26 protein-coding genes and 1 pseudogene are annotated in these 24,119 nt (G+C 71.8%); 16 read left to right on the forward strand and 11 right to left on the reverse strand.

Translation table 11 applies throughout. The features are described from left to right. The first annotated feature begins 3 nt into the window (after window positions 1-3). On the forward strand, window positions 4-672 hold the full coding sequence (locus ABEA33_RS09600) for an SDR family oxidoreductase (protein ID WP_345526538.1): 669 nt from the start codon (window positions 4-6) through the stop codon (window positions 670-672). A 28-nt stretch (window positions 673-700) separates the two neighbouring features. Here the strand turns inward: ABEA33_RS09600 and ABEA33_RS09605 are convergent, their stop codons facing one another. Then, window positions 701-1,378: a TIGR00266 family protein gene (locus tag ABEA33_RS09605; RefSeq protein ID WP_345526539.1), complete on the reverse strand. Its 678-nt coding sequence runs from the start codon at window positions 1,376-1,378 to the stop codon at window positions 701-703. A 27-nt stretch (window positions 1,379-1,405) separates the two neighbouring features. Next, window positions 1,406-2,104 (reverse strand): SDR family oxidoreductase, encoded by a 699-nt coding sequence (locus ABEA33_RS09610; RefSeq protein ID WP_345526540.1) that lies wholly within the window; start codon window positions 2,102-2,104, stop codon window positions 1,406-1,408. 106 nt (window positions 2,105-2,210) lie between these two features. Between ABEA33_RS09610 and ABEA33_RS09615 the strand changes: the two genes are divergently transcribed. Continuing rightward, window positions 2,211-2,780: a TetR/AcrR family transcriptional regulator gene (locus ABEA33_RS09615; protein ID WP_345526541.1), complete on the forward strand. Its 570-nt coding sequence runs from the start codon at window positions 2,211-2,213 to the stop codon at window positions 2,778-2,780. A gap of 2 nt (window positions 2,781-2,782) precedes the next feature. On the opposite strand, the gene ABEA33_RS09620 is transcribed toward ABEA33_RS09615, so the two are convergent. Next, entirely contained in the window at window positions 2,783-3,289 is a 507-nt protein-coding gene (locus tag ABEA33_RS09620; protein WP_345526542.1) for a cupin domain-containing protein, read from the reverse strand. A gap of 54 nt (window positions 3,290-3,343) precedes the next feature. Here ABEA33_RS09620 and ABEA33_RS09625 point away from each other — a divergent pair, with 54 nt between their 5' ends. Both ABEA33_RS09625 and ABEA33_RS09630 read left to right on the forward strand, forming a co-directional pair. Then, entirely contained in the window at window positions 3,344-4,009 is a 666-nt protein-coding gene (locus ABEA33_RS09625; RefSeq protein WP_345526543.1) for a TetR family transcriptional regulator, read from the forward strand. Window positions 4,010-4,013: 4 nt separating this feature from the next. Continuing rightward, window positions 4,014-4,214: pseudogene (locus ABEA33_RS09630) on the forward strand (sulfatase-like hydrolase/transferase); the annotation flags it as partial. Between the two features lie 114 nt (window positions 4,215-4,328). Here ABEA33_RS09630 and ABEA33_RS09635 read toward each other — a convergent pair. After that, window positions 4,329-4,502 (reverse strand): hypothetical protein, encoded by a 174-nt coding sequence (locus tag ABEA33_RS09635; protein WP_345526598.1) that lies wholly within the window; start codon window positions 4,500-4,502, stop codon window positions 4,329-4,331. A 278-nt stretch (window positions 4,503-4,780) separates the two neighbouring features. On the opposite strand from ABEA33_RS09635, the gene ABEA33_RS09640 reads away from it, so the two are divergent. The 7 genes from ABEA33_RS09640 to bar all read left to right on the forward strand — a co-directional run bounded on the left by ABEA33_RS09640 (window position 4,781) and on the right by bar (window position 9,930). Then, complete coding sequence (locus tag ABEA33_RS09640) at window positions 4,781-5,440, forward strand: LuxR C-terminal-related transcriptional regulator (protein ID WP_345526544.1); 660 nt, start codon at window positions 4,781-4,783, stop codon at window positions 5,438-5,440. Window positions 5,441-5,457: 17 nt separating this feature from the next. Further along, on the forward strand, window positions 5,458-5,943 hold the full coding sequence (locus tag ABEA33_RS09645; protein WP_345526545.1) for a nucleoside deaminase: 486 nt from the start codon (window positions 5,458-5,460) through the stop codon (window positions 5,941-5,943). Further along, complete coding sequence (locus ABEA33_RS09650; RefSeq protein WP_345526546.1) at window positions 5,940-6,350, forward strand: cupin domain-containing protein; 411 nt, start codon at window positions 5,940-5,942, stop codon at window positions 6,348-6,350. Before ABEA33_RS09645 ends, ABEA33_RS09650 begins: the two co-directional genes overlap by 4 nt. Continuing rightward, the gene (locus ABEA33_RS09655; RefSeq protein WP_345526547.1) at window positions 6,347-7,090 is read left to right on the forward strand and encodes an SDR family oxidoreductase; all 744 of its coding nucleotides are present in this window, start codon (window positions 6,347-6,349) and stop codon (window positions 7,088-7,090) included. The genes ABEA33_RS09650 and ABEA33_RS09655 overlap by 4 nt, the downstream gene beginning before the upstream one ends. A gap of 159 nt (window positions 7,091-7,249) precedes the next feature. After that, window positions 7,250-7,750 carry a hypothetical protein gene (locus ABEA33_RS09660; protein WP_345526548.1) on the forward strand — a complete coding sequence of 167 codons (501 nt, stop codon included), beginning with the start codon at window positions 7,250-7,252 and terminating at the stop codon, window positions 7,748-7,750. Between the two features lie 140 nt (window positions 7,751-7,890). Beyond that, the gene (locus tag ABEA33_RS09665; protein ID WP_345526549.1) at window positions 7,891-8,823 is read left to right on the forward strand and encodes a carbamate kinase; all 933 of its coding nucleotides are present in this window, start codon (window positions 7,891-7,893) and stop codon (window positions 8,821-8,823) included. A 12-nt stretch (window positions 8,824-8,835) separates the two neighbouring features. Continuing rightward, window positions 8,836-9,930, forward strand: coding sequence for a barbiturase (bar, locus tag ABEA33_RS09670; RefSeq protein ID WP_345526550.1), 1,095 nt, complete (start codon window positions 8,836-8,838; stop codon window positions 9,928-9,930). A 66-nt stretch (window positions 9,931-9,996) separates the two neighbouring features. Here the strand turns inward: bar and ABEA33_RS09675 are convergent, their stop codons facing one another. Further along, window positions 9,997-10,320, reverse strand: coding sequence for a nuclear transport factor 2 family protein (locus tag ABEA33_RS09675; RefSeq protein WP_345526551.1), 324 nt, complete (start codon window positions 10,318-10,320; stop codon window positions 9,997-9,999). A gap of 158 nt (window positions 10,321-10,478) precedes the next feature. Here ABEA33_RS09675 and ABEA33_RS09680 point away from each other — a divergent pair, with 158 nt between their 5' ends. Then, a complete protein-coding gene (locus ABEA33_RS09680; RefSeq protein ID WP_345526552.1) occupies window positions 10,479-10,769 on the forward strand; it encodes a putative quinol monooxygenase in 291 nt (96 codons plus the stop codon). Continuing rightward, window positions 10,766-11,731 carry an alpha/beta hydrolase gene (locus ABEA33_RS09685; RefSeq protein WP_345526553.1) on the forward strand — a complete coding sequence of 322 codons (966 nt, stop codon included), beginning with the start codon at window positions 10,766-10,768 and terminating at the stop codon, window positions 11,729-11,731. The genes ABEA33_RS09680 and ABEA33_RS09685 overlap by 4 nt, the downstream gene beginning before the upstream one ends. Here ABEA33_RS09685 and ABEA33_RS09690 read toward each other — a convergent pair. The 5 genes from ABEA33_RS09690 to ABEA33_RS09710 all read right to left on the reverse strand — a co-directional run bounded on the left by ABEA33_RS09690 (window position 11,728) and on the right by ABEA33_RS09710 (window position 16,234). Beyond that, the gene (locus ABEA33_RS09690; protein ID WP_345526554.1) at window positions 11,728-12,624 is read right to left on the reverse strand and encodes an AraC family transcriptional regulator; all 897 of its coding nucleotides are present in this window, start codon (window positions 12,622-12,624) and stop codon (window positions 11,728-11,730) included. The genes ABEA33_RS09685 and ABEA33_RS09690 overlap by 4 nt on opposite strands. 92 nt (window positions 12,625-12,716) lie before the next feature. Then, complete coding sequence (locus ABEA33_RS09695) at window positions 12,717-13,475, reverse strand: SDR family NAD(P)-dependent oxidoreductase (protein WP_345526555.1); 759 nt, start codon at window positions 13,473-13,475, stop codon at window positions 12,717-12,719. 125 nt (window positions 13,476-13,600) lie between these two features. Continuing rightward, window positions 13,601-14,758, reverse strand: coding sequence for a CaiB/BaiF CoA transferase family protein (locus ABEA33_RS09700; protein ID WP_345526556.1), 1,158 nt, complete (start codon window positions 14,756-14,758; stop codon window positions 13,601-13,603). Between the two features lie 71 nt (window positions 14,759-14,829). Further along, entirely contained in the window at window positions 14,830-15,420 is a 591-nt protein-coding gene (locus ABEA33_RS09705) for a DJ-1/PfpI family protein (RefSeq protein ID WP_345526557.1), read from the reverse strand. 10 nt (window positions 15,421-15,430) lie between these two features. Next, a complete protein-coding gene (locus tag ABEA33_RS09710; protein ID WP_345526558.1) occupies window positions 15,431-16,234 on the reverse strand; it encodes a hypothetical protein in 804 nt (267 codons plus the stop codon). Between the two features lie 48 nt (window positions 16,235-16,282). On the opposite strand from ABEA33_RS09710, the gene ABEA33_RS09715 reads away from it, so the two are divergent. Together ABEA33_RS09715 and ABEA33_RS09720 are read left to right on the forward strand one after the other, a co-directional pair. Then, window positions 16,283-19,507 carry an ATP-dependent helicase gene (locus ABEA33_RS09715; protein ID WP_345526559.1) on the forward strand — a complete coding sequence of 1,075 codons (3,225 nt, stop codon included), beginning with the start codon at window positions 16,283-16,285 and terminating at the stop codon, window positions 19,505-19,507. Beyond that, window positions 19,504-22,689, forward strand: coding sequence for an ATP-dependent helicase (locus ABEA33_RS09720; protein ID WP_345526560.1), 3,186 nt, complete (start codon window positions 19,504-19,506; stop codon window positions 22,687-22,689). The genes ABEA33_RS09715 and ABEA33_RS09720 overlap by 4 nt, the downstream gene beginning before the upstream one ends. Here ABEA33_RS09720 and ABEA33_RS09725 read toward each other — a convergent pair. Beyond that, window positions 22,662-23,717: an FAD-dependent oxidoreductase gene (locus tag ABEA33_RS09725; protein WP_345526561.1), complete on the reverse strand. Its 1,056-nt coding sequence runs from the start codon at window positions 23,715-23,717 to the stop codon at window positions 22,662-22,664. The genes ABEA33_RS09720 and ABEA33_RS09725 overlap by 28 nt on opposite strands. A gap of 77 nt (window positions 23,718-23,794) precedes the next feature. On the opposite strand from ABEA33_RS09725, the gene ABEA33_RS09730 reads away from it, so the two are divergent. Next, on the forward strand, window positions 23,795-24,082 hold the full coding sequence (locus ABEA33_RS09730) for a hypothetical protein (RefSeq protein ID WP_345526562.1): 288 nt from the start codon (window positions 23,795-23,797) through the stop codon (window positions 24,080-24,082). The last annotated feature ends 37 nt before the right edge of the window (window positions 24,083-24,119 follow it).

Raw genomic sequence — 24,119 nt, forward strand, 5'->3', positions numbered from 1 at the left:
GGCATGCGGGTCGCCGTCCTGGGCGGACACGGCAAGACCGGGCGAGCGGTGTGCGCAGCTCTTGTCGAGCGGGGTGCGATCGCCGTCCCGCTCGGCCGTGCGGACTGGGCCGACCTATCCGGCTCCCTCGACGGCTGCGACGCGGTCTACGTGATCGCGCCCAACCTCCACGCCGACGAGCCGGCGTACGTCGCGGAGGTGCTCGACGCGGTCCGGGCCGCCGGGGTCGGCCGGATCGTCTACCACTCGGTCGCCTCACCCTGCGTCCCCGCGATGCCGCACCACCTGGGCAAGGCCGTCTCGGAGGACGTCGTACGCCGCTCCGGGCTGGCGTGGACGGTCCTCCAGCCGGGCGCCTACCTGCAGAACCTCGACCTGACCGGACCCGTGCGGGTGCCGTACGACGTGCACGCGACGTTCGGCTTCCTCGACCTCGCCGACCTGGGCGCCGCCGCGGCGACGGTGCTGCTCGACGACGGCCACGTCGGCGCGACGTACGAGCTGGCCTCGCGCGTCGCGACCGTCGCCGAGCTCGCCGCGGAGGCCGGAGTCGCCGCCGAGCAGGTCGACGACCCCGGCACGCACCCGTGGCTGAGCGCGATGTTCGCCTACTACGACCGGCACGGGCTGCCGGTCGGCACGCTGCCGCTGCGGGCGCTGTTCGGCTGCTGATCGCGGTGAAGGTCCACCCCGCCGCAGGTCAGTTGCTGTTGTTGGTCGGCAGCTGGGGGATCAGCCATCCCAGGAAGGCGTCCTGGCTGCGGGTCTGCAGGTAGATCCGGCCGGGGCCGGTCAGGTCGCAAACCAGGCCCTCACCGGAGAAGAACGTCGACTTCCAGTTGCCGACCTTGCGCACGTTGTACTGGATCCCGTCGGTCCACGCAACCATGTGGCCGGTGTCGACGGTGTAGGTCTGGCCGGGCTGCAGATCGATCGAATGGATCGCGCCGTAGCTGGAGAGCACCAGGTCGCCCTGGCCGGCGACGCGCAGCATGAAGAGGCCCTCGCTGGAGAAGAACGTCTTGCCGCCGCCCCACTTGGTGTCGATCTCGATGCCGCTCGACGAGGCGAGGTAGGAGCCGGACTGCACGAAGAGCGTGCCGCTGAGCGGCCAGTGCACGATGTCGCCGGAGAGGGTCGGGGCGAGGTAGAGCTCGGCGCCGTCGGACTGCGCGGTGAAGGTGTTCATGAAGAACGACTCGCCACCGAGCACCGAGCGCTTCAGACCCTTCAGCAGGCCTCCCTGGGTGGTCGTCTCCATGGCGACGCCGGGCGACATCGCGAGCATCGCTCCCGACTCGGCGCGGACCACCTCCCCGGCGGTGAGGGTGAGCTTGGCGGCGGCGTACGCCGGGCTGTAGAGGATCTCTGTCTGCATGCGCCGAGCCTAGGCCGCCGCGTGAGCTCAGAGGACGAGCTGCGCGGGTGGTCCGGACAGCACGGACTTCACGAAGCGGCTGGTCTCGTCGCCGAGGACCTCCTCCTCGCCCTTCTCCAGCGCCTCGATCACCTGGACGACGAGGTCGGCAGGCTCGGACTTCGGCGCGGTGACGCCGGCCGTCATGTCGGTGTCCATGTAGCCGACGTGCACGCCGATCACCAGCGTGCCCTGCTCACGGAGCTCGCCCCTGGCCGCGTTGGTCAGTGACCACAGGGCCGCCTTGGTCGCGGAGTAGCCGGCCGTCTGCGGGCTCGTCATCCAGGAGAGCGCCGAGTGGATGTTGACGATCGCACCGCCGCCGTTGGCTGCGAGGATCGGCGCAAAGGCGCGGGTGACGTGCAGCGGGCCGATGACGTTGGTCTCGAGCTCCTCACGGAAGCCGTCGAGCGACTCGCCCGTCAGCAGCGAACCGCTGCGGCCGATGCCGGCGTTGTTGATGACGACGGTGACGTCGCCCAGTGAGTCCGCGGCTGCGGCGACGGAGGCCGGGTCGGTGACGTCGAGTCGTACGGCGATGGCACCGGGCGTGGTCACGGACTCGGGGTCGCGCGCCCCGGCGTACACGGTCGCGCCCGCCTCGACAAGGGCCTCGGCGAACGCCTTGCCGAGGCCGCGGTTGGCTCCGGTCACGAGAACGGCGGACTGGTCGATGGAGATGCTCATGGGTGGCGCCTTTCGTTGTTGCGGACCGAGCGGTCCGTCATGGTGGCAGCCACTGGGGTGGCGCATTCATTCCCGATCTGGACCGATCGGTCCGTACGATCGCCCCATGCCCCGCCCCGCCGACCCCGCCACCCGCGACCGGATCCTCGCCGCTGCCAGCAGGCTCTTCTACACGCGCGGGATCCGGGCGGTGGGCATGGCGGAGATCGTGGCTGCTGCCGGTTGCGGCAAGAACGTGCTCTACCGGCACTTCCCGAGCAAGGAGGAGCTGGTCCTGGCCTACCTGCACCGCCTCGCGGAGCAGCTCGACGACTCGATGGACGCTGCCGTCGTCGGCCTCGAGAAGATGCCGAGCGCGGCGCTGGTGGCCGTCACCCGCGAGGTCGCCGACCGGGTGGCGGCGCGGGGCTTCCGGGGATGCCCGTTCCGCAACTACCTGCGCGAGATGCGCGACCCGTCCGACGCGCCGGGCCGGTTCGCGCTCACCGAGATCCGCGCCCTGCGCCGGCGGGTCGACGGGCTGGTCGCCGCGATGGGCGTCGAGGAGCCGGACGTGATGGCCGACCGGATCTGGCTGGCGATCGAGGGGATGTACGCGAGCGCGCCGTACGGCGACCGCCCCGCTGCCGCGACCAGCGCAGTCGGTCTCGTGCAGGAGCTGCTCGCGGCCGCGTAGGTCTATTCGGGGATCGGCGGGCCCACGACCTCGAGGCCGTAGCGCGGGGAGGCGTCCAGCCAGCGCGGGATCTCGACCTCCGGCGCCAGGCCGTCGTCGCCGGGCAGGCGTAGCTCGGCCGCTGGGATGCCGACCTCGTCGTACAGGCCGAGGAGGCCGCCTGGCTCGACCATGGCGAGGAAGCGAGCCGGCTCGTCGCCGCGGATCCGGAAGGCGTGGGGGAGGCCTGCGGGGAGGTACATGAAGCACCCGGCGTACAGCTCGTGGTCCTCGTCACCGGCGCGGTAGTCCATCCGGCCGTCGAGGAGGTAGAACGCCTCGGCTTCGCGGGTGTGCCGGTGCAGCGGCGTCGCGACCCCGGGCGGCTGCGTCACGAGGGCGACGCCGAGCCGGTCGGATCCGGGTGGCGACTCCAGCAGGTGCTCGAAGAGCGAGCTCATCGCCCAGGTGCCGCGAGCGGTGCCGGGCTCGCGCACGACGGCCCGGGCAGGTGGGGACACGTCCGACATGGCGACCCTCAATTCATCCGAATAGGATTCGGTTCAATTGGTACGGTAGGCCCCGTGGGTGGTCCGGTCAAGAAGCGCAGGTACGACTCATCGCGTCGGCGCGCAGCCGCCGAGGCGAGGAGAGCCGCGATCCTGGTCGCTGCGCGCGAGCTCTTCTCGACGCGTGGGTACGCCGAGACCTCAGTGGCCGAGATCGCCGCAGCGGCCGAGGTCTCGGTGGACACGTTGTACGCCGCGGTCGGTCGCAAGCCCCGGCTGCTGCTCGCCGTCCACGACATGGAGCTGGCCGAGGGCGATACGCCGCTGCCGGCCGAGCAGCGTGGCTATGTCCGGGACGTCCGGGCAGCCGGCACCGCCGAGGAGAAGATCGCGCTCTACGCCGCGGCGCTGGCCCGGGTGCTGCCGCGGTCCGTGCCGCTTCTCGAGGCACTGCGAGTCGCCGGCCGTTCCGACGCCGGCTGCCGGCAGGCCTACGAGTCCGTCAGTGAGCGTCGAGCGGCGAACATGCGGCTGTTCGCCGCGGACCTGCGGGCCACCGGACAGCTGCGCGACGACCTCGATGACGACACGGTCGCCGACCTGGTGTGGTCGATGAACTCGCCCGACTACTTCCAGCTCCTCCGGTCGCGGGGGTACTCGCCCGGACAGTACGCCGCGCTCGTGCAGGAGGTGTGGACGCGGACTCTCCTACATAAAAGTCGAGCGGGTCAGCAGAATTAAGTGCGTGACCGTCTCGCGCCCCAACGTCGTCCTGATCCTGGCCGACGACCTCGGTTACTCCGACCTCGGTTGCTATGGCGGCGAGATCCGCACCCCCAACCTGGACCGGCTCGCCGAGGACGGCGTACGACTGGCGCAGTTCTACAACACGGCCCGGTGCGGCCCGTCGCGCGCGTCGCGGCTGACCGGGCACGCTGCGCTCCGACTCGGCCACGGTCGCCGAGGAGCTCGTCGTGGCGCGCGAGCAGATCATCGATCTCTACCGGGATCTGCACGAGCGGCGCGTGGTTGTCGAGGGCGGGGTCGATGGGTGGAGGCGTCAGTCCTCGGTGAACTCGGCGACGATCACGAGGTCGGGCTTCACGGCTGCGTCGATCCAGACGTGGCACGCACCCCGGTCGAGGAGCACCTCCTCGATGGCGTCGAGCAGGGCCAGCTGCAGGTCCGCGCTCGCCTCGGGGTGGACGGTGAGTACCCGCCGGATCAGTGCCATGGCGCCTGCGTCGCCCCCGAGGTCGGCTGCATTGTGGTCACGCGCGTTGTGTCCATCGGACGGTCAACGTCCGACCCACCGGCTTCGTCACGGACGTGGCCGAGATTGGGTGTTTGATCACAGGGCCGCAGCCTCGGCAGGTGTGAATCCGGCGCCGACCGGGCACGTGACGTTGGTTGGGAGAATGCTGTCGACAGGCTGCTCTACGCACGGAGCAGGCCGCACAGGGAGTCCAGGTGTGGGCGTCGCGTCAACGGACTGACCAACGGACTGACGGTGTGCCGGAGTCGGCGCGAGGCCGCCGGATCGTGGTCCTGGGCGCGCACATCGCGGTGGCCGAAGCGCTGTGCAACGCCCTGGAGCGAGCCGGCTACCGTGCCAGTCACCTTCTCGGCTCGCCTGGCGGCGCGCTCGCGTCCCAGGTGGCGGCCACCTCGCCGGACGTCGTCGTCGTCGGTTCACAAAGTGGCGACCTCGCGTTCGAACGGATGCCGCTGATCGCCGAGCTCGCCGCCGCCGGAATCCCGGTGGTCGGCCTGGCAGGTTCGCGTGACGACGCCGTACGGCGACGGCTGATCCGGCGCGCCGGCGCGACCGTGGTCGTCGAGCACGCCGACGGGCTCGCGCACTTCGTAGACGTCGTCGAAGCCGTGAGCGGAGGCACCTTCGAGCAGGTCCCGGCCCCCGAGCTCGGGACGTCCGAGGACGAGGCGCGTGAGAGGTACGTCGTCAGGCTGGCTCGGCTCACCCCTCGGGAACGAGAGGTCCTCGAGCACCTCCGGCTCGGACACACCGTCGACGAGATCGCCCGGCGGGACCACGTGGCGATCGCGACCGTGCGCGGCCAGGTCGCGAGCGTGCTGCGCAAGCTGGACGTCTCGACGCAGCTCGCCGCGGTCGCGGTGACCCACTGGGCGACGGAGCGCGGCGACGGCTGAGTGCCAGACTCGTCCCCGTGACGCTCTCCGAGACCGACCTCCACCACCTCCGTCGCTGCGTCGAGCTGGCGCGCGAGGCCCTCGACGACGGCGACGAGCCGTTCGGGTCCGTGCTGGTCTCCGGTGCCGGCGAGGTGCTGTATGCCGACCGCAACCGGGTGAAGGACGGCGACCAGACCCGGCACCCGGAGTTCGACATCGCCCGGTGGGCGGGGGAGCACCTGCCGCAGGAGGAGCGGGTGGCCTGCACCGTCTACACGTCCGGCGAGCACTGCCCGATGTGCTCGGCCGCGCACGCCTGGGTCGGGCTCGGCCGCATCGTGTACGCCGTGTCGGGCGCCCAGCTCGGCGCCTGGCTGCAGGAGTGGGGCGTCGCACCCGGCCCGGTCACCCCGATGTCGGTCCAGCAGGTAGCCCCTGGCGTACCCGTCGACGGTCCGGCCGCCGAGCTCGAGGCCGAGGTCCGCGCGCTGCACGCCCGGTTGCACGGGGTGGAGCAGTGAGCCGGCGGCCAGCGATCGCCGAGGCCCTCGACCTCGAGCCGCACCCCGAGGGCGGCTGGTACCGCCAGACCTGGCGTTCGCCCGTCGACGTCACGCTGCCCGACGGCCGGGTGCGTCCGACCGCGACGCTGATCTACTTCCTGCTGCCGGCGGGCGAGTCGTCCGCGTGGCACAAGGTCACGTCCGACGAGCTCTGGATGGCGCACACCGGCGCGGTCACCCTCGAGCTCGGCGGGAAGGGAGCGACGCCAAGCCCCGAGTCGAGCGCCGTCGTCGACGCCGAGCACCCGCAGGCACTGGTGCCCGGCGGGGTGTGGCAGCGGACCGTCCCGAGGGACGCCGACGCGCTGGTCAGCTGCCTGGTCTCGCCGGGCTTCGACTTCGCCGACTTCGAGCTCGAGCGATGAGCAGCCTGACGCTGGTCACCGGTGGCACCCGGGGCATCGGTGCCGCGATCGCGATGCGGCTCGCGCGCGACGGCCACGACCTGGTGCTGGGCTACGCGCGCGACGACGGCGCCGCCGAGGAGGCCCGGCTCGCTGTCGAGGACGCGGGCGCGCGGTGCGCCGTCGTACGCGCCGACCTGACCGAGCCAGCGGGCGTCGACCGGCTCTTCGAGGCCGCCTCCGAGCACGGCCGGCTGACCGGCGTGGTCAGCAACGCCGGCGCGACCCTGCACATCGGTCGACTCGCCGAGACGCCTCCCGAGATCGTCGAGGCGACCATCGACCTCAACCTGACCTCCGCGCTGCTGGTCGCCCGCGCCGCGGTCCGCGCCCTCGGGACCTCGTACGGCGGAGCGGGCGGCGTGATCGTCAACATCAGCTCGGGTGCGGCGACGCGGGGGGCGCCGGGTGAGTACGTCCAGTACGCCGCGGCGAAGGCGGGGGTCGACGCCCTGACCGTCGGCCTCGCCCAGGAGGTCGCGGCCGAGGGCATCCGGGTCGTCGGCGTCGCCCCCGGCATCGTGCGCACCACGATCCACGCCGATGCCGGTGAGCCCGGCCGACTGGACCGGGTCGGTCCGCTGGTGCCGCTCGGCCGCCCCGGGGAGCCGCACGAGGTCGCCGACGCGGTCGGCTGGCTGATGAGCGACGAGGCGTCGTACGTCACCGGCACGACGCTGCGGGTGGCCGGCGGGCGGTGAGTCGCCGGGCGCTGAGTCGCCGGGCCCTGTCTGGACAACCGGAGGGATGTTCGCCGTCGCCCGGTGGGGACGGGCGCATCTCCCTAGGGTCGCGTCGGCAACACGAACCCCACTCGTCACACGGGCGGAGACGGGTTCGGCCCACAACGGGGAGACAACTTGGGACGCTGGAACCGCAACGGCAACTCGACCTTCGGCTACGAGTGGCTGCGCGGTGCCATCGTCGTCGGCACGGCCAGCACCTACACGCTGACCGCTGCCGACGCCGGGCAGGGAATCTCGCTGCGAGTGACGAACACCAACTTCGACCTGGACCAGCCGCGGACCGCCTCAGCGACCACCCCCGTCAAGGTCGCGAAGTACTCGTCCGCCGTCAGCGCGAAGGCCAAGGCGATCAAGAAGGGCAAGAAGGCCGGTGCCTCGCAGGTCACGGTCTCGGTCAAGGCAGGCGCACAGGCCGCAGCCAAGATCACCGGCACCGTCAAGGTCACCGAGGGCAAGAGGAAGGTGGCCACGGTCAAGATCAAGAGCGGCAAGGGCAGCTTCCTGGTCTCGAAGGCCGGCAAGCACCACTACACGCTGACCTACTCGGGCAACGGGTCCACGCTGGGCGACGCCGGCAAGGTGACCGTCATGGTGAAGAAGTCCAAGAAGAAGTAGCGCCTGGCATCAGTGATGGCCCCGGACCTCGTGTCCGGGGCCATCGTGCGCCCGGTTCCGCACTTCGTACTCGGCCGAGCGGCCTTCTGTTGGCAACTCCTGCCATCGCTCGCGGGCTTGGGGGTCATTAGGTTCGAGTCATGAGGGTCCTGCTCGCGCTCGGCGGCAACGCCATGACGGCGGACGGTCGCGCCCGTCCCGAGGACCAGATCGCCGCGGCCGGGGTCGCGATGGAGGCGGTCGCCGGCCTGCTCGAGCAGGACGTCGACGTCGTGGTCACCCACGGCAACGGCCCCCAGGTCGGCAACCTGCTGGTCAAGAACGAGCTCGCCGCCGCCGTCGTACCCCCCGTGCCGCTCGACTGGTGCGGCGCGCAGACCCAGGCGACGCTCGGCTTCGTGCTGATGGACGCGCTCGACGCCGCCCTCGCGCGACGCGGGCTCGACCGGCGTACGGCGACCGTGGTCACCCGCACGCTCGTCTCCGCCGGCGACGCGGGATTCACCCGCCCGACCAAGCCGATCGGTCGCTTCCTGCCCGCCGAAGACGCCGCCCTGCTCGTCGAGCACGGCGAGACCTGGGAGGACCGCGGGGAGAAGGGCTGGCGCCGGGTCGTCGCCTCACCCGAGCCCCTCGAGATCATCGACGCCCCGGCCGCGCGGGCGCTGGTCGACGCCGGCTTCGTGGTCGTCGCCAACGGTGGCGGTGGCATCCCGGTGGTCCGCGACGCCGACGGCAACCTGAGCGGAGTCGAGGCGGTCATCGACAAGGACCTCGGTGCGGCGCTGCTCGCCCGGACGGTCGGTGCCGACGTGCTGGTGATCGGCACCGACGTGGCGCACGCCGTGCTGCACTTCGGCACCCCCGAGGCGCGCGACGTCGGCGTCGTGACCGCCGCCGAGCTGCGTGCGTACGCCGCCGAGGGCCACTTCGCCAGTGGCTCGATGGGCCCGAAGGTGGACGCCGCCTGCCGGTTCGTCGAGGGCGGCGGCGCCCGCGCCGTCATCACCGATCTCGCTCATCTCTCCGAGGCGGTGACCGGCGCGACCGGCACCGTCGTCGTACCCAACTAGTAAAGGACTGTCATGCCTGACGCCATCGAAGTACGCAAGGTCCCGATCCACTCCGTCGCCGACGCCAGCGAGCTGGCGAAGTTGATCGACGACGGCGTGATGGAGGCGTCGCGCGTGATCGCGATCATCGGCAAGACCGAGGGCAACGGCGGGGTCAACGACTACACCCGGATCATCTCCGACCGCGCGTTCCGCGAGGTGCTGGTCGAGAAGGGTGCGCCGGCCGACCAGGTCAAGCAGATCCCGATCGTGTGGTCCGGCGGCACCGACGGTGTGATCAGTCCGCACGCGACGATCTTCGCGACCACCGACGCCGAGCCGAGCGAGGAGCCGCGGCTGACCGTGGGCTTCGCGATGAGCGAGGTGCTGCTGCCCGAGGACATCGGCCGGGTGGCGATGGTCAGCAAGGTCGCCGACGCCGTGAAGGCCGCGATGGAGCGCGCCGGCATCACCGACGTCGCCGACGTCCACTACGTGCAGACGAAGACCCCGCTGCTCACCGTGCACACGATCCGCGACGCCAAGTCCCGCGGGAAGACCGTCTGGACCGAGCACACCCACGAGTCGATGGACCTCTCCAACGGCACCACCGCGCTGGGCATCGCGGTCGCGCTCGGCGAGATCGAGATGCCCACCGACGCCGACGTCATGCACGACCGCTCGCTCTTCTCCGCCGTCGCCTCCTGCTCCTCGGGCGTAGAGCTCGACCAGGCGCAGGTCGTCGTGGTCGGCAACGCGACGGGTGTCGGCGGCCGCTACCGCGTCGGGCACTCGGTGATGAAGGACGCACTGGACTCCGACGGCATCTGGGAGGCCATCCGCGACGCCGGTCTCGACCTGCCGGACCGCCCGCGCACCGCGGACCTCGACGGCAAGCTGGTCAACGTGTTCCTCAAGTGCGAGGTCTCGCAGGACGGCCAGGTCCGCGGCCGCCGCAACGCGATGCTCGACGACTCCGACGTGCACTGGCACCGTCAGATCAAGGCCGCAGTCGGCGGCGTCACCGCCGCCGTCACCGGCGACCCGGCTGTCTTCGTGTCGGTCTCCGCTGCCCACCAGGGCCCCGATGGTGGCGGCCCGGTGGCCGCGATCGTCGACCTGGGCTGAGGCCTGCCGCCGGACGTCATACGAATCGAGCCCTCTGGGCCACGATTCGTATGACGTCCCGCGGCGTCAGGGAGCGATCACCAGCCGGCTGATCAGGCCCTGATCGTCGAAGGTGAACACGAAGCCGAGCAGCACCGGGCTCCCCGGGAAGTCGCCGGAGATCTCGGTGGTCGCGACGTGCGATCCGGTCGAGGTGTCGGCGACTGCGCGTACGTCGTACGCCACCCCTGGCACGCTGCGCCGCCAGGCCCGGACCGCGTCGATGCCGACGTGGGTCTGGCCGTCGTCCTCGACGACGACATCAGGCGCGAATTGGGCGAAGTAGGGCTCCATGTCGGACTGGGTGGCGAGGGCGAAGTAGTCCTGGATGCGTTCGGTGGGAGTGGTCACGACTCCACCGTGCCACCCGCCACCGACATTCGCGTCGTGGGCGTCCCTCGACGTCCTCGTGGAGGATCCGGCAAGAGGCGCAGAGCATCGGTCTAGGGGCTCGCCCGGTTCGCTGGCTTCATGGAGGCATGAACCCCCACTACGGATTCCAAGCGACCATGACCGCCAAGCCCGGCCTCGGTGACCGGCTCGTCGAGCTCCTCCGCACCGGCCTCGACGCGGGCAACCCCGCGTCGACCGAGTACTGCCTCGTCTACCTCGTCAGCCGCTCCGCCGTGGACCCCGACGTCATCCACATCACCGAGGGATGGACGTCGGAGGAGGACCACCACCGGGTCTTCGCGGGCGAGGCCGCCCAAGCGATGGTGTCCCGGTTCGCGGACCTGCTCGCGGGCGAGTCCGTCTACACCGACCAGGTCCCCGTCGCCGGCAAGGCGGAGCTGCGATGACCACCCGCCCCGGCCTCGACCCCGAGCTCGCGACGCTGCTCGGGGCGCTGCCGCAGGCGCCGCCGCTGAGTGCCGAGACGCTGGACCTGATCCGGTCGTACGCCGTGGTGCCGGCCTCGACCGCGCTCGCCGGCCATGACGTCGACCGGCGCGACGTCACACTCACCGCTGCCGACGGCGGATCCGTCGGGCTGACGGTGCTCAGCCCGACGGGCAGCGACGGCGAAGGGACCCGAGGAGGCGCCCCGTGCATCTACTGGGTGCACGGCGGCGGGATGGTGATGGGCGACCGGTTCTCCCAGATCGACATCCCGCTCGAGTGGCTGGCGCGGTTCGGTGCGGTGGTCGTGACCATCGACTACCGCCTCGCGCCCCAGGTGGGTGGCACGACCCTGGTCGAGGACTGCTACGCCGGGCTCGTCTGGACGGCGGAGCACGCAGCGGAGCTCGGCATCGACCCACAGCGCATCGTCGTCGCCGGCACCAGCGCCGGCGGCGGCCTCGCCGCCGGCACGGTCCTGCTCGCCCGGGACCGCCGCGGTCCGGCCGTCGCCGGACAGGTCCTGGCCTGCGCGATGCTCGACCACCGCAACGACACCGGCTCGAGCCATCAGTTCGACGGGCCGGGCGTCTGGTCCCGCGAGGCCAACGCCTTCGGCTGGCGGTGCGTGCTCCAGGGCGAGGCCGACGTGTCGGCGTACGTCTCGCCGGCGCTCGCCGCCGACCTGTCCGGCCTGCCTCCGACGTACGTCGATGCCGGGACCGCCGAGGTGTTGCGCGACGAGGACGTCACCTACGCCACCCGGATCTGGGCGGCCGGCGGCCAGGCGGAGCTGCACGTGTGGGCGGGCGGGTGCCACGGCTTCGACGCGCTCTTCCCCGGCGCGCGGCTGTCGGCCGTTGCCCGCGAGGCACGGACCCGCTGGCTCGACCGCCTGCTGGTGCCATCCGAGCAGCCCTAGGCCGTCGCCTGCTCGGCCTGGCGCATCCGGGTCGCGTCGGCGCTCGGCGGTACGCCGAACTCGCGCCGGTACTCGCGGCTGAACTGCGAGGCGCTGGTGTAGCCGACCGAGTGGCCGACGGCGGCGATGTCGGTCGGGTCGTGGAAGAGCCGCAGGCGCGCGACCTGGAGCCGCAGCCGCTTCTGGTACTGGATCGGGCTCATCGAGGTGACCGCGCGGAAGTGCTTGTGGAACGACGACACCGCCATGCCGCTCAGGGCGGCCAGCTCCTCTACCTGGATCGGCTCGAACGCGTTCGAGCGCAGGTGTCGCACGGCCCGCCCGATGTAGCTCAGGCTGCTGTCGGCCAGGCCGATCTGGCGCACGGTCGGCCCCGCCGGCCCGCTGAGGACGCGCCACAGGAGCTCGCGTTCGACGAGCGGCGCGAGCACCGGTGCGTCCTCGGGGTGGTCGGCCAGGGCGAGCAGGCGCGCGAGGGCCTCGACGATCTCGGGCGAGGCACGGTGGATCGAGATGCCGGGCGGTGGCGGCGTGTGGATCCCGCGAAGCCCGGCGGCCTCGCCGACGAGGAGCTCGGCGATGGCCGCCGGCCGCAGCTCGAGAGCGACGCCGAGGTAGGGCTCCGACCGGGACGCATCGGCGTAGTGCCCGGTGATCGGCAGGTCGACGGCGACCACCATGAACGTGCCGGCCGTCTGGTCATAGACCCGCTCGCCGAGCGCGATCCGCTTGCTGCCCTGGAACGAGAACGCCAGGATCGGCTCCGCGATCGACGGCGTCGGCTCGGTCGGGTCGGTGACCTTCTTGACCAGCACGCCGGGCAGGCCGGAGACCTCGTCCCCCTCGGCCCGCGCGTGGGCCGTGATCAGGGACCGCACCTGCTCGACACCCACCCGCGGCTCCTGTCCTCCCACGCCCGTCCCACGACGGGTGGTCCCGATGATAGGGCCGTCGGCGACCCGCGGCAGGAGGCGCAGGACCACGGTCACAGCCGCTCGCCGCCGGACACCTCGATGACCTGCCCGGTCACCCAGGCGGCGGCGTCGGAGAGCAGGAAGGCGATGATGGCGGCTGCGTCATCAGGTTCGCCGATCCGGCCCAGCGCGATCCCCTCGGCCACGGCCGGGATGAGCTCGGGCATCCTCGCGAACGCGTCGTCCCCGATCCGGGTCCGGGTGGTCCCGGGTGCGACGGCGTTGACGCGGATGCGTCGCGGTGCCAGCTCCTTGGCCCAGTACGGCGTGACCGTGTGCACCGCGCCCTTGAGCGCGGCGTAGACCGAGTAGCCCGCCGACACCCGGTTCGGGAGCGCCGAGGTGCTTCCCGTGTTCACGATCGCGCCGCCGTCGGCGAGCACGGGGAGCAGCTTCTGCGTCAGGAAGTACGGACCTCGCAGCAGCACCCGCTCGTAGCGGTCGAACGCCTCCTCGGTGACCTCCCCGAACGCCAACCCTCCGCCGATCCCAGCGTTGTTGACCAGGTAGTCCAGACGGGTCGCGCCGAACGTGGCGGACAGTGCGCCCACGACCTGCTCCACGAAGCCGTCGAGACCGGCGACGTCGCCGAGGTCGAGCGGTAGGGCGACGGCGCGCCCGCCCTCCGCCGTGATCCTGGCGGCGGTGGCCTCGCCCTCGCTGCCGTGGGACCGGTAGGTGGTGATGACTCCGACGCCGGCGCGCGCGATCGCGAACGCGGCGGCCTGTCCGATGCCGGCGCTGGCGCCGGTGACGAGTGCGACCTTCATGGTGGCTCCGTTCCGTGAGATGGCTGGTGCCTGCCATTGAACGGACGGCGGGAGCCTGGGCCTTGCCCGTTGCTCCGGCGCCCTTGCCCGTTCCTCTCCGGAGGTCAGACGGACGGGCGCGGGCCTCAGGAGTCGAGCCACTCCCGAATGGACGCGTCGTGCTGGCCGAGGGTCGGGGGAGCGAGGTGCGTGGAGCGCCCGCCGGAGTACGGGTTGTCGTCGAAGCGGATCGGCGACCCGGGCAGCTTCACCTCACCCTGCGTGGCATGGTCGACGGAGAGCAGCAGGCCCTGCGAGAGCACCTGGTCCCAGCTGTAGACGTCGTCCATCGAGCGCACCTTGCCCGATGGCACGCCGGCATCCGACAGCAGCTCCAGCCAGTGCTCGGCCGGCGACGACGCGAAGAGCGTCTCGATGCGCGCCACCAGCGCGTCCCGGTTGGCGACCCGCAGCGCGTTGGTCGCGAAGTCCGCCTCGGTGGCGTCCCAGCCGAAGGCACTGCACAGGGCCCGCCACAGCCCCTCGGAGCCGCACGCGATCTGCACGGGAGCGCTCGCCGTCGCGAACATGCCGTACGGAGAGATCGATGGGTGGTGGTCGCCGGCCAGACCGGGTACCTCCCCGGCAACCGTCCACCGGGTGCCCTGATAGGCGTGCACCCCGACCATGCCGGCCAGGAGGGACGTCCGCACGACGCGTCCGCGACCCGTCTGGGATCGCTCGTGGAGGGCGGCGAGGACGCCGTACGCGCCGTACATGCCGGCGATCAGGTCGGCGATCGGCACCCCCACCTTCGTCGGCTGGTCGGTGCCGGTGATCGACATCAGCCCACCCTCGCCCTGCGCGATCTGGTCGTAGCCGGCACGCTTGGCCTCCGGCCCGTCGTGCCCGAAGCCCGTGATCGACAAGATGATCAGTCCCGGGTTGAGCGCGTGCAGCCGTGAGACCGGGAAGCCGAGCCGATCGAGCACGCCGGTCCGGAAGTTCTCCATCAGCACGTCGGCCCGCGCGACCAGCCGCGCCAGCACCTCCTTGTCGTCCTCGGACTTGAGGTCGAGGACGAGCGACTCCTTGTTGCGGTTGGCGGACATGAAGTACGTCGACTCGCGCTCGTCCTCCTCGCCGACGAACGGCGGGCCCCAGCCGCGCGAGTCGTCGCCGGTCGGCGACTCGACCTTGATCACCCGCGCCCCCATGTCGCCGAGCATCATCCCGGCGTGCGGGCCGGCGAGCGCGCGGGTCAGGTCGAGCACGATCAGGTCGGAGAGCGGGCCATCGGTCATACCTGCACGCTACTGAGGCGGAGTGACGTCACCTACAGCGAGAGATGACAACCGACGGCGTACGCCGACGGTCAGCTCTGCCACATCCACTCCATCTCCGCCACGGTGCGCTCGCGTGTCTCTGCCCCGGTGAGCTCCTGTACGACGTACAGGCTGGCGTCCACGCCGGCTGACACCCCGGCAGAGGTCACGGTCCGCTCGTCGCTGCGCACGAACCGCTGACCCCGGACCACGTGCGTCGTCGGCGAGAGCGCGGCCAGCTCGTCGAACGCGTCGTGGTGCGTGGTCGCCGACTTCCGCTCGAGCAGGCCCGCTGCGCCGAGCAGCAGCGCCCCGGTGCAGACCGAGAGCAGCACCTCCACCTCTGCGCCCCGCTCGCGCAACCAGGCGATCAGGCGCCCGTCCTTCAGCAGCGGCCGCGTGCCGGCACCCCCGGGGACGACGAGCACGTCGGACGGCGGCGCGTCGTCGATCGAGTACGTCGGCTGCACGGTGAAGCCGCCGCGTCCGACGGCCGGGGCGCTGGTGACGCCGACCGAGAAGACCGAGAAGGGGCTGCCCTCGCCGAGCTCGCCGGCCACGTTGAACACCTCGTACGGCCCGGCGAAGTCGAGGACCTCGACGTCGTCGAAGACGAGGATGGCAACAGTTCTCTGACTCATCCCCCCATCCTCATGAAGCGGTCTCGGGTTCGGCGAGCAGTTCCACCAGCTGGGCGCCGAGCTTGCGGCGGTCCGACGAGGGCTTCCAGAGGGGAGCGCCGAGAAGCCGGTCGATCTTGCGCCGGAACCGTGCCTTCTCGGGACTGGTGAGCCGGTCGACCACAGCCTCCAATGCCATCAGTGCGTGGTACTGCTCAAACGCCGATCGCGGACTCGTGAGGGCACGATCGATGATCGAGACATCGACGATCTCCGGATGTCCCTGCAGGTTGCCGAGCACGAAGATCCGGTCGCCCTCGGTCCCCCGCGAGAACTGCTCATCGAGCACGTCCGCTGTGAGCGCCGGTGCTGCCTTCGCCTCGCGGACGATCTCCTCGAAACGTTGGGTCCGCTCCCAGCCAGCCGGCATGGTGCTGCGCAGGTCGTCGTAGCTGCGCGACACCGAGCGCACCAGGTCGAGGACCTCGGAGGTCTGACGGCGCAGCTGGGCTGCCTCCGCCTTCCTGCCTGTGCGGTCGGCCTCCTGCGCCAGTGCCTCTTGAGCGACGACGAACCTGCGGACACCGAGCTTCACCCCGGCCGCCTCGAACGACTCGATGTGGTTGCCGATCGCAGCGAGCAGCAGGGCCGCGAGCCCGGCCGTCGTCAGCGCCGCACTGCCAACGCCGTTGTCGGTGACGAAGGCGGTGACGGCACCGGCTCCGAAGAGGAGGACCGCCGTGCCACAGAGACCTCTGCGCGTCCATGCGGAGAGCACGGGTTCGGCGAGCTGGTGGAGGCGATCGTCCGCAGGCGGGTGGCTCGATTCGGGCACGGCAGGACCCTACGAGGCTTTGTCGGCGCCGGATGGTCGAATAGCCACATGACGACCACGCCGACGACGTACCGCATCATGCGGCCCGACGTCACGGTCGACGTCCCCACCCTCGACGAGCACCAGCAGCGCGTCGTGGACCACGCCGGCGGTCCGCTGCTCGTGCTGGCCGGACCGGGCACCGGCAAGACCACGACGTTGGTCGAGGCGATCGTCGACCGGATCGAGCACCGAGGCGCCCGCCCCGACGAGATCCTGGCGCTGACGTTCTCGCGCAAGGCGTCCGAGCAGCTGCGTGACCGGGTCACCGCCCGGCTCGGCCGCACCATGTCGACGACGCTGAGCTCGACCTTTCACTCCTTCGCCTACGCGCTGATCCGCCGCTACGCACCCGCCGAGCTGTACGAAGCGCCGCTGCGGCTGCTCAGCGCTCCGGAGCAGGACGTGGTGCTCCGCGAGCTGCTGACCGACCACCCCGAGTCGGTCGCCTGGCCCGACTCGCTGGCGCGCGCGCTCGGCACCCGCGGGTTCGCGCGCGAGGTGCACACGGTGCTCTCCCGCGCCCGGGAGAAGGGGCTGGACGGCGGCGACCTGCGGCAGTTGGGGGAGGCCGAGGGGTTGCCGGAGTTCGTGGCCGCAGGCCTCTTCCTCGACCAGTACCTCGACAGCCTCGACAGCCAGGGCGCCATCGACTACGCCGACCTGATCCGCCGCGCCACCATCGAGGCCGAGGTCCACCGCGCCGAGCTCCGGGCCAAGCTGCGCCACGTCTTCGTGGACGAATACCAGGACACCGACCCCGGGCAGGTCGCGCTGCTCCGCGCGCTCGGCGGTGACGGTCGCGACCTGACGGTCGTGGGGGACCCGCACCAGTCGATCTACGGGTTCCGCGGCGCCGAGGTCCGCGGCATCCTCGACTTCCCGACCGAGTTCCCGCAGGCCGACGGTGCCCCCGCCGACGTGGTCGCACTGCGCACCACCCGCCGGTTCGGCCCTCGGGTGCTGGTCGCCTCGCAGCGGCTCGCGCACCGGCTGGCACTGCCCGGCTCGATCCCGCTGGAGGCCCGCGAGGCGTTCCTCGACCCGAAGGCGGTCGCCGGTCCGCTGGGCGACGGCCGGGTCGTGGTCCGCACCTTCGATACCGAGCGTGCCGAGGCCGAGCACCTCGCCGACCTGCTCCGCCGTGCCCACCTCGAGGACGGCATCCCCTGGGACGACATGGCCGTGCTGGTCCGCTCCGGCCGTACGTCGATCCCGCCGCTGCGCCGCGCGCTGGGTGCCGCCGGCGTCCCGGTCGAGGTCGCCAGCGACGAGGTGCCGCTGGTCCGCGACCCGGCTGTGCTGCCGCTGATCGACGGGCTGCGCGCGGTGACCAACCTCGACAACGAGGACCTGGACCACGTCGACTACCTGGATCCGGCCCGCGCGGAAGCGTTGCTGCTCGGGCCTCTCGGTGGCCTGGACGCGGGCGACGTACGACGCCTGGCGCGTCAGCTGCGCGCGCGTGAGAAGGAGCAGAGCAAGGCCGAGGAGCGAGCCCCCCGGACCTCGCGCGAGCTGGTGCGCGCCGCCGTGGTCGACCCGGGCTGCCTGGACGGTCTCGAGGGGCCCGAGGTGGCCCGCGCCCGCGCGCTCTCCCAGCTGCTGTTCGACGCCCGCGAGGAGCTGGCTGGCGGTGCGTCCGCCGAGGAGCTGCTCTGGCTGCTCTGGTCGCGCACCGGGTGGCCGGCGCGGCTGCGCCGCTCGGTCGACCTCGGTGGCGGCAGCGCACGCCGGGCACATCGTGACCTCGACTCCGTGTGCGCCCTCTTCGAGGTGGCCGCCCGGGCCGAGGAGCAGCGCGACCACGTCGGGGTCCGGGCGTTCCTGGCGACCCTCGTCCAGCAGCAGATCCCCGCCGACACGCTCGCCGACCGGGGCGCTCGTGGCGCCGCCGTACGCCTGCTGACGGCGCACCGTTCGAAGGGGCTCGAGTGGCGCCTCGTCGTCGTCGCCCACGTCCAGCAGGAGCTCTGGCCTGATCTGCGCCGCCGCTCGACGCTGCTCCAGGCCGACCGGATCGGCGAGGACGGCCTCGTCCCGCCGGTGTCGGTGCGCGAGCTGCTGATGGAGGAGCGACGGCTCTTCTACGTCGCGTGCACGCGCGCGCGACAGCGCCTGGTCGTCACGGCGGTCGCGTCCGCGGAGGACGAGGGCGAGCAGCCGTCACGCTTCCTCGAGGAGCTCGGCGTCACGGTCGAGAAGGTGGTCGGCCGTCCGCTGCGCCCACTGTCGATGACCGGTCTCGTCAGCGAGCTGCGGCGTACCCTCGCCGACCCCGAGACCACCGAGCCGCTCCGCGAGGCGGCCGCCCGTCGGCTGGCTCGGCTGGCGGGGGAGTCGATCGGCCAGCGCGCGCTGGTGCCGAGCGCCGATCCGTCGAACTGGTGGGGCACCCGCGCGGCCAGCCGCTCGGTGCAGCCGGTGCGCGATCCCGACCAGCCGGTGCCGGTGTCGGCGAGCGTGCTCGAGTCGCTGATGGTGTGCCCGACCCAGTGGTTCCTCGAGCGTGAGGCCGGCGGGGTCGCCCGTGCTCACCAGTCCGCCAACCTCGGCGAGCTGCTGCACGCGCTCGCCCAACGAGTCGCGACCGGCGAGGTCGAGCCCGCGGTCGACGTGCTGATGGAGCACGTGGACGCGGTGTGGGACCGCCTCGACTTCCGCACGCCGTGGTCCAAGACCCGCGAGCACGATCGGGTCCGCGCCGCCCTCGGCCGCTTCCTGCAGTGGCACGTCGCCAACCCCCGGCAGCTGCTCGAGACCGAGGCGCGGTTCTCGACCGTGGTCGAGCTCGACAACGGTGAGCAGGTCCAGCTCACCGGGTACGCCGACCGGATCGAGCTCGACGCCGACGGCAACGTCGTGGTGGTCGACCTCAAGACCGGCCGCACCAAGCCGAGCAACAAGGCGGTCGAGGCCCACGTCCAGCTCGGCCTCTACCAGTACGCCGTCGACCACGGCGCGATCGAGGAGCTAGCCCCCGACGCCCACGCCGGAGGTGCCGAGCTGGTGCAGCTGGGCATGCTCGACGGGGGTCCCGACGCGATCGTCCAGCCCCAGTCGGTCCAGCCCGAGGACGGCCCTGACCGCACCCTGTTGCGAGACCGACTGCGCCACGCCGCGTCGCTGCTGCGTGCGGAGGAGTTTCCCGCGGTCGCCGGCCAGCACTGCCGCGACTGCAGCTTCGTCCCGATCTGCCCGATCAAGGGCGCCGGGTCGGTGACGTCGCAGTGATCGTCGATGTCGCGACACCCGCGGACCTCCAGCGGGTGATGAAGACCGACTACGCGCCCAGCGAGCAGCAGTGGGCGGCGATCTCCGCGCCGCTGAGCCCGGCGGTCGTCATCGCCGGCGCCGGCTCCGGCAAGACCACCCTGATGGCGGCACGGGTCGTCTACCTGGTGGTGACCGGACAGGTGCGGCCCGACGAGGTGCTCGGTCTCACGTTCACGACCAAGGCCGCCAGTGAGCTGCGGCACCGGATCCGCAACGCACTGAAGACCGCGGGCGCTCTGGAGGAGGTGGACCAAGAAGCAAAGGATGGGCAGAGTGACGTCCTCGAGCCCACCGTCGCGACCTACAACGCGTACGCCGCCGGTCTGCTCACCGATCACGGCCTGCGGATCGGTCACGAGCCCGACACCCGGGTGATCACGGACGCCGCGCGTTACCAGCTCGGGGCCCGCGCGGTCGACCGCTTCACCGGGGAGATCCGCCACCTCACCGACCACCCGGCGACCGCGATCCAGAACCTCCTCGCCCTCGACAGCGCGATGAGCGAGCACCTCGTCACGCCGGCCGACGTACGCGCTCTCGACGCCGACGCCCGACGCGGGTTCGAGCGAGCCCTGGCCGAAGAGGTCGCCGGCAAGGCCCGCGCGACGTACCGCACGCCGGTCGAGGCCGCGATCTCCGCCATCGACCGGCGTGCCGAGCTGCTCGGGCTGGTCGAGGCCTACCGTCGCCTCAAGCGCGACCTGGGGCTGATGGACTTCTCCGACCAGATCGAGCTCGGTGCCCGGCTCGCCAGCGAGCAGCCCGATGTGGGCGAGCTGGAGCGCTCGCGCTTCAAGGTGGTGCTCCTCGACGAGTACCAAGACACCTCGGTCGCCCAGGCCACCATGCTGTCCCGCCTCTTCGGCGAGGGGCACGCGGTCACCGCGGTAGGCGACCCCAACCAGGCGATCTACGGCTGGCGCGGTGCGTCGGTCTCCAACATCCTCAACTTCGCCGAGACCTTCCCGTCCGGCTCCGGGCCGGTGCCGATCTACCCGCTCACCGTCAACCGGCGCTCCGACGCCCGCATCCTCGAGGTCGCCAACCGGCTGGCGCAGCCGCTCTACGACAAGTACAACCAGGTCGAGCCGCTGGTCGCCAAGCCCGAGGCGAAGGTCGGCACCGTCGGCCTCCGGGTCTTCGAGACGCATGCCGACGAGCTCGACCACCTCGTGACGGCCGTGCAGGACGTCCACGACGCTCAGCCCGATCCTGGGGGCTGGGCGCAGATCGGCGTCCTGACCCGCGACAACTCGCACGCCGAGGACGTCTTCGATGCGCTGACCGGGGCCGGCATCCCGGTCGAGATCGTCGGCCTCTCCGGGCTGCTCCGGCTGCCCGAGGTCGCCGAGATCGTCGCGACCCTGCACCTGCTCCACGACGTCACCGCCAACGCCTCACTGCTGACCCTGCTGACCGGTCCGCGCTGGGCGATCGGCCCGCGAGACCTCCGGCTGCTCAGCGGTCGGGCCAACGAGATCGCCGGTCGCCAGGGCCGTGGTGGCGAGTCCGCGTCGATCACCGACCACCTGCTCGAGATCGCCGACGGCATCGACCCCGCCGAGATCCCGTCGCTCGACGACGCGCTCGCCGATCCGGGCGAGGCGCCGTACTCAGCCGAGGCGCTCGAGCGGTTCGCTCTGCTCTCCGGCGAGCTGCGGATGCTGCGGACGTACGTCGGGGAGCCGCTGCTCGACATCGTCCGCCGGATCATCGACACCAGCGGCACCGACGTCGAGCTGGCGTCCGCGGTCAGCCCGGCAGCGACCGCGCGCCGAGACAACCTCGACCTCTTCGTGAAGGCGGTGGCGGAGTTCCAGGCCGTCGACGGCGACGTCACCCTGCCCGCACTGCTGGCCTACCTGACCGCCGAGGACGACCAGGGCAACGGGCTCGACATCGCCACCCCGACCGAGGCCGACTCGGTCAAGCTGCTGACCGTGCACCGGTCCAAGGGCCTGGAGTGGGACTCGGTCTTCCTGGTCGGGGTCTGCGAGACCCGCTTCCCGTCCAATCGCTCCCGCACCCTGTGGACCTCGTCGCCGTCGATCCTCCCGGCGCCGCTGCGCGGCGACGCCCACGACCTGCCGCAGCTGCAGGGCTGGGACAAGGCGGCGCTCGACGCCTATCGCGCCGACACCCGCGCCCACGACCTCGAGGAGGAGCTGCGGCTCGGCTACGTCGCCTTCACCCGTGCCGCCCACCACCTCTCCGTGACGTCCTACCTCTGGAGCCCACGGGCGACGCCGTTCGGCCCGTCGGCCTACCAGGAGACGGTGCGCGACCAGCTCCTCGCCTGGGGCCAGCCCGACGACGGCTGGCTCGACAAGCCAGCCAAGGGCGACCCCAACCCGTACGCCGAGGTCGACCCGTCCCGCCCGTGGCCGGCGACCGGCATCGGGCGCGAGGCGGAGCTCCGGATCGCGGCGGCCGGGCGGGTCCGCGAGGTCGACCCCAACGGCGCCGACGCCAACCTCGACATGATCGAGGCCGCTCGGGTCGCCGAGTGGGATGCGGAGCTCGACCGGCTGCTCGTCGAGGCGCGCCGCGACCGCAGCTCCGACATCGCCGTACCCCTGCCCAGCAGCCTGTCAGCGACCGCACTGGGCCGGCTCAACGAGGACCCCGAGACCTTCGCGCGCGACCTGGCCCGCCCGATGCCGCGGCAGCCCTCGTCGGCCGCCCGGTTCGGCATCCGCTTCCACGCCTGGGTCGAGGCCAGGTTCGGCCAGCAGGACCTCTTCGACTACGGCGACCTGCCCGGCCGCGGCGACGCCGGCATCGATGACGACGCGGACCTGAAGGAGCTGATCGCGACCTTCGAGGCGGGGCCGTTCGCGACCCGGGTGCCGCACCAGGTCGAGGCGCCGTTCGCCCTGGTCCTGGCCGGCCAGGTGGTGCGTGGCCGGATCGACGCGGTCTATGCCGACGACGGTGGCTATCTGCTCATCGACTGGAAGACCAACCGGTCCGCGAGCGCCGACCCGCTTCAGCTCGGCATCTACCGCCTGGCCTGGGCCGAGCTCCATGGCCTGCCGCTCGAGCAGGTGCGGGCTGCCTTCTACTACGTGCGCACCGGTGAGCTCGTCGAGCCGGAGGCCCTCGCCGACCGTCAGGCGCTCGAGGCGCTGCTGGCCTGAGCCAGCCAGGTCGCGACGCCGCGTGCCGCCACCCGGCCGGCCCGGTTGGCGCCGATGGTGCTCGCCGACGGGCCGTACCCGACAAGCTGCACCCGCGGATCGGCGACCGCCGTGGTGCCGTCGAGCTGGATGCCGCCGTGCTCCGAGCGCAGGTGGAGGGGAGCGAGGTGGTTGACCGCAGGCCGGAAGCCGGTGGCCCAGAGGATCACGTCGGCGGGCCAGAGCCCGCCGTCGGGCATGCGTACGCCGTCTGGCTCGATGCGCGTGAACATCGGGTGCCGCACGTAGGCCCCGAGCCTCTCGGCCGCACGCTCCTGCTCGCGCAGCGCGAGTCCGGTCACGCTCACCACGCTGGCGGGCGGCAGGCCGCGGCGAACCCGCTCCTCGACCAGCGCCACGGCCGCGCGCCCGGCGTCGGGGTTGAACTCGTCGGTGCGCCACACCGGCTCGCGCCGGGTGACCCAGAGGCTGTCGGCCGCGATCGGCGCGATCTCGCCGAGCAGCTGCACAGCCGACGCGCCGCCGCCGACCACGACGACCCGCCGTCCGGCGAAGTGCGCGGGTCCGGGGTAGGAGACCGTGTGCAGCTGCTCGCCTGCGAAGTCCGCGGCCCCGGGGTAGTACGGCAGATGGGGCTGGGTCCAGGTGCCGGTCGCGTTCACGATCGTGCGTGTGGTCCAGGTCCGCTCGCCGGAGTGCACGACGAGCAGGTCACCCTCATCGGTCACCGCGTCGACCCGCACGGGCCGCAGCACGCGGAGGTCGTGGGCGCGTTCATAGTCGCCGAAGTACGCCGGCACGACCGTGTTGGCGCGTCCGTCCGGCGTACCCAGCAGGTCGGCGTCGGGCAGGGCGGCGATGCCGTGCACGTCTTGCATGCTCAGTGAGTCCCAGCGGTGCTGCCAGGCACCGCCCGGCGCGTCATCGGCGTCGAGCACGACGTGGGAGAGGCCCCGGCGCTTCAGGTGATACGACGCCGACAGCCCGGCCTGGCCCGCTCCGATCACCACCGCGTCGTACGTCTCCACGCTGGGGGAACGCGCGAACCGACGTGGTTAGTCCGACCCGGGGGTTCGTGGAGGTCACATCCGGGCAGCGTGCGGTCGTGTCTCAAGTCGAGTCAAGAGTTGTCGAGTGGCGCCGATCCTTGCGGAGGACCGGACGCCTCGAGGTGCGCGGTCGGTGGCCGTGGCGCTCGACGCGACTCGTGGTGGACGACGACGGGCTGTGGATCACCTCCGGTCGGCTTCGGATCCCCTGGTCCGATCTGGTCGGCGCCGAGGTCTTTCGCACCCGTGGGGTCTCATTGCTGCTCCTCGGGGTGTCCGAGGAGTTCCACGCTCGCTGGTTGGACGGCGAGATGGAGCGCCGTGGTCGCCGCGCCCGGGCCTGAGCCCGTGGGTGTCCCCGTCGGCCCGAGTGCGGCCGTA

Source organism: Nocardioides endophyticus, assembly GCF_039543845.1.
Classification (GTDB): Bacteria; Actinomycetota; Actinomycetes; order Propionibacteriales; family Nocardioidaceae; genus Nocardioides; species Nocardioides endophyticus.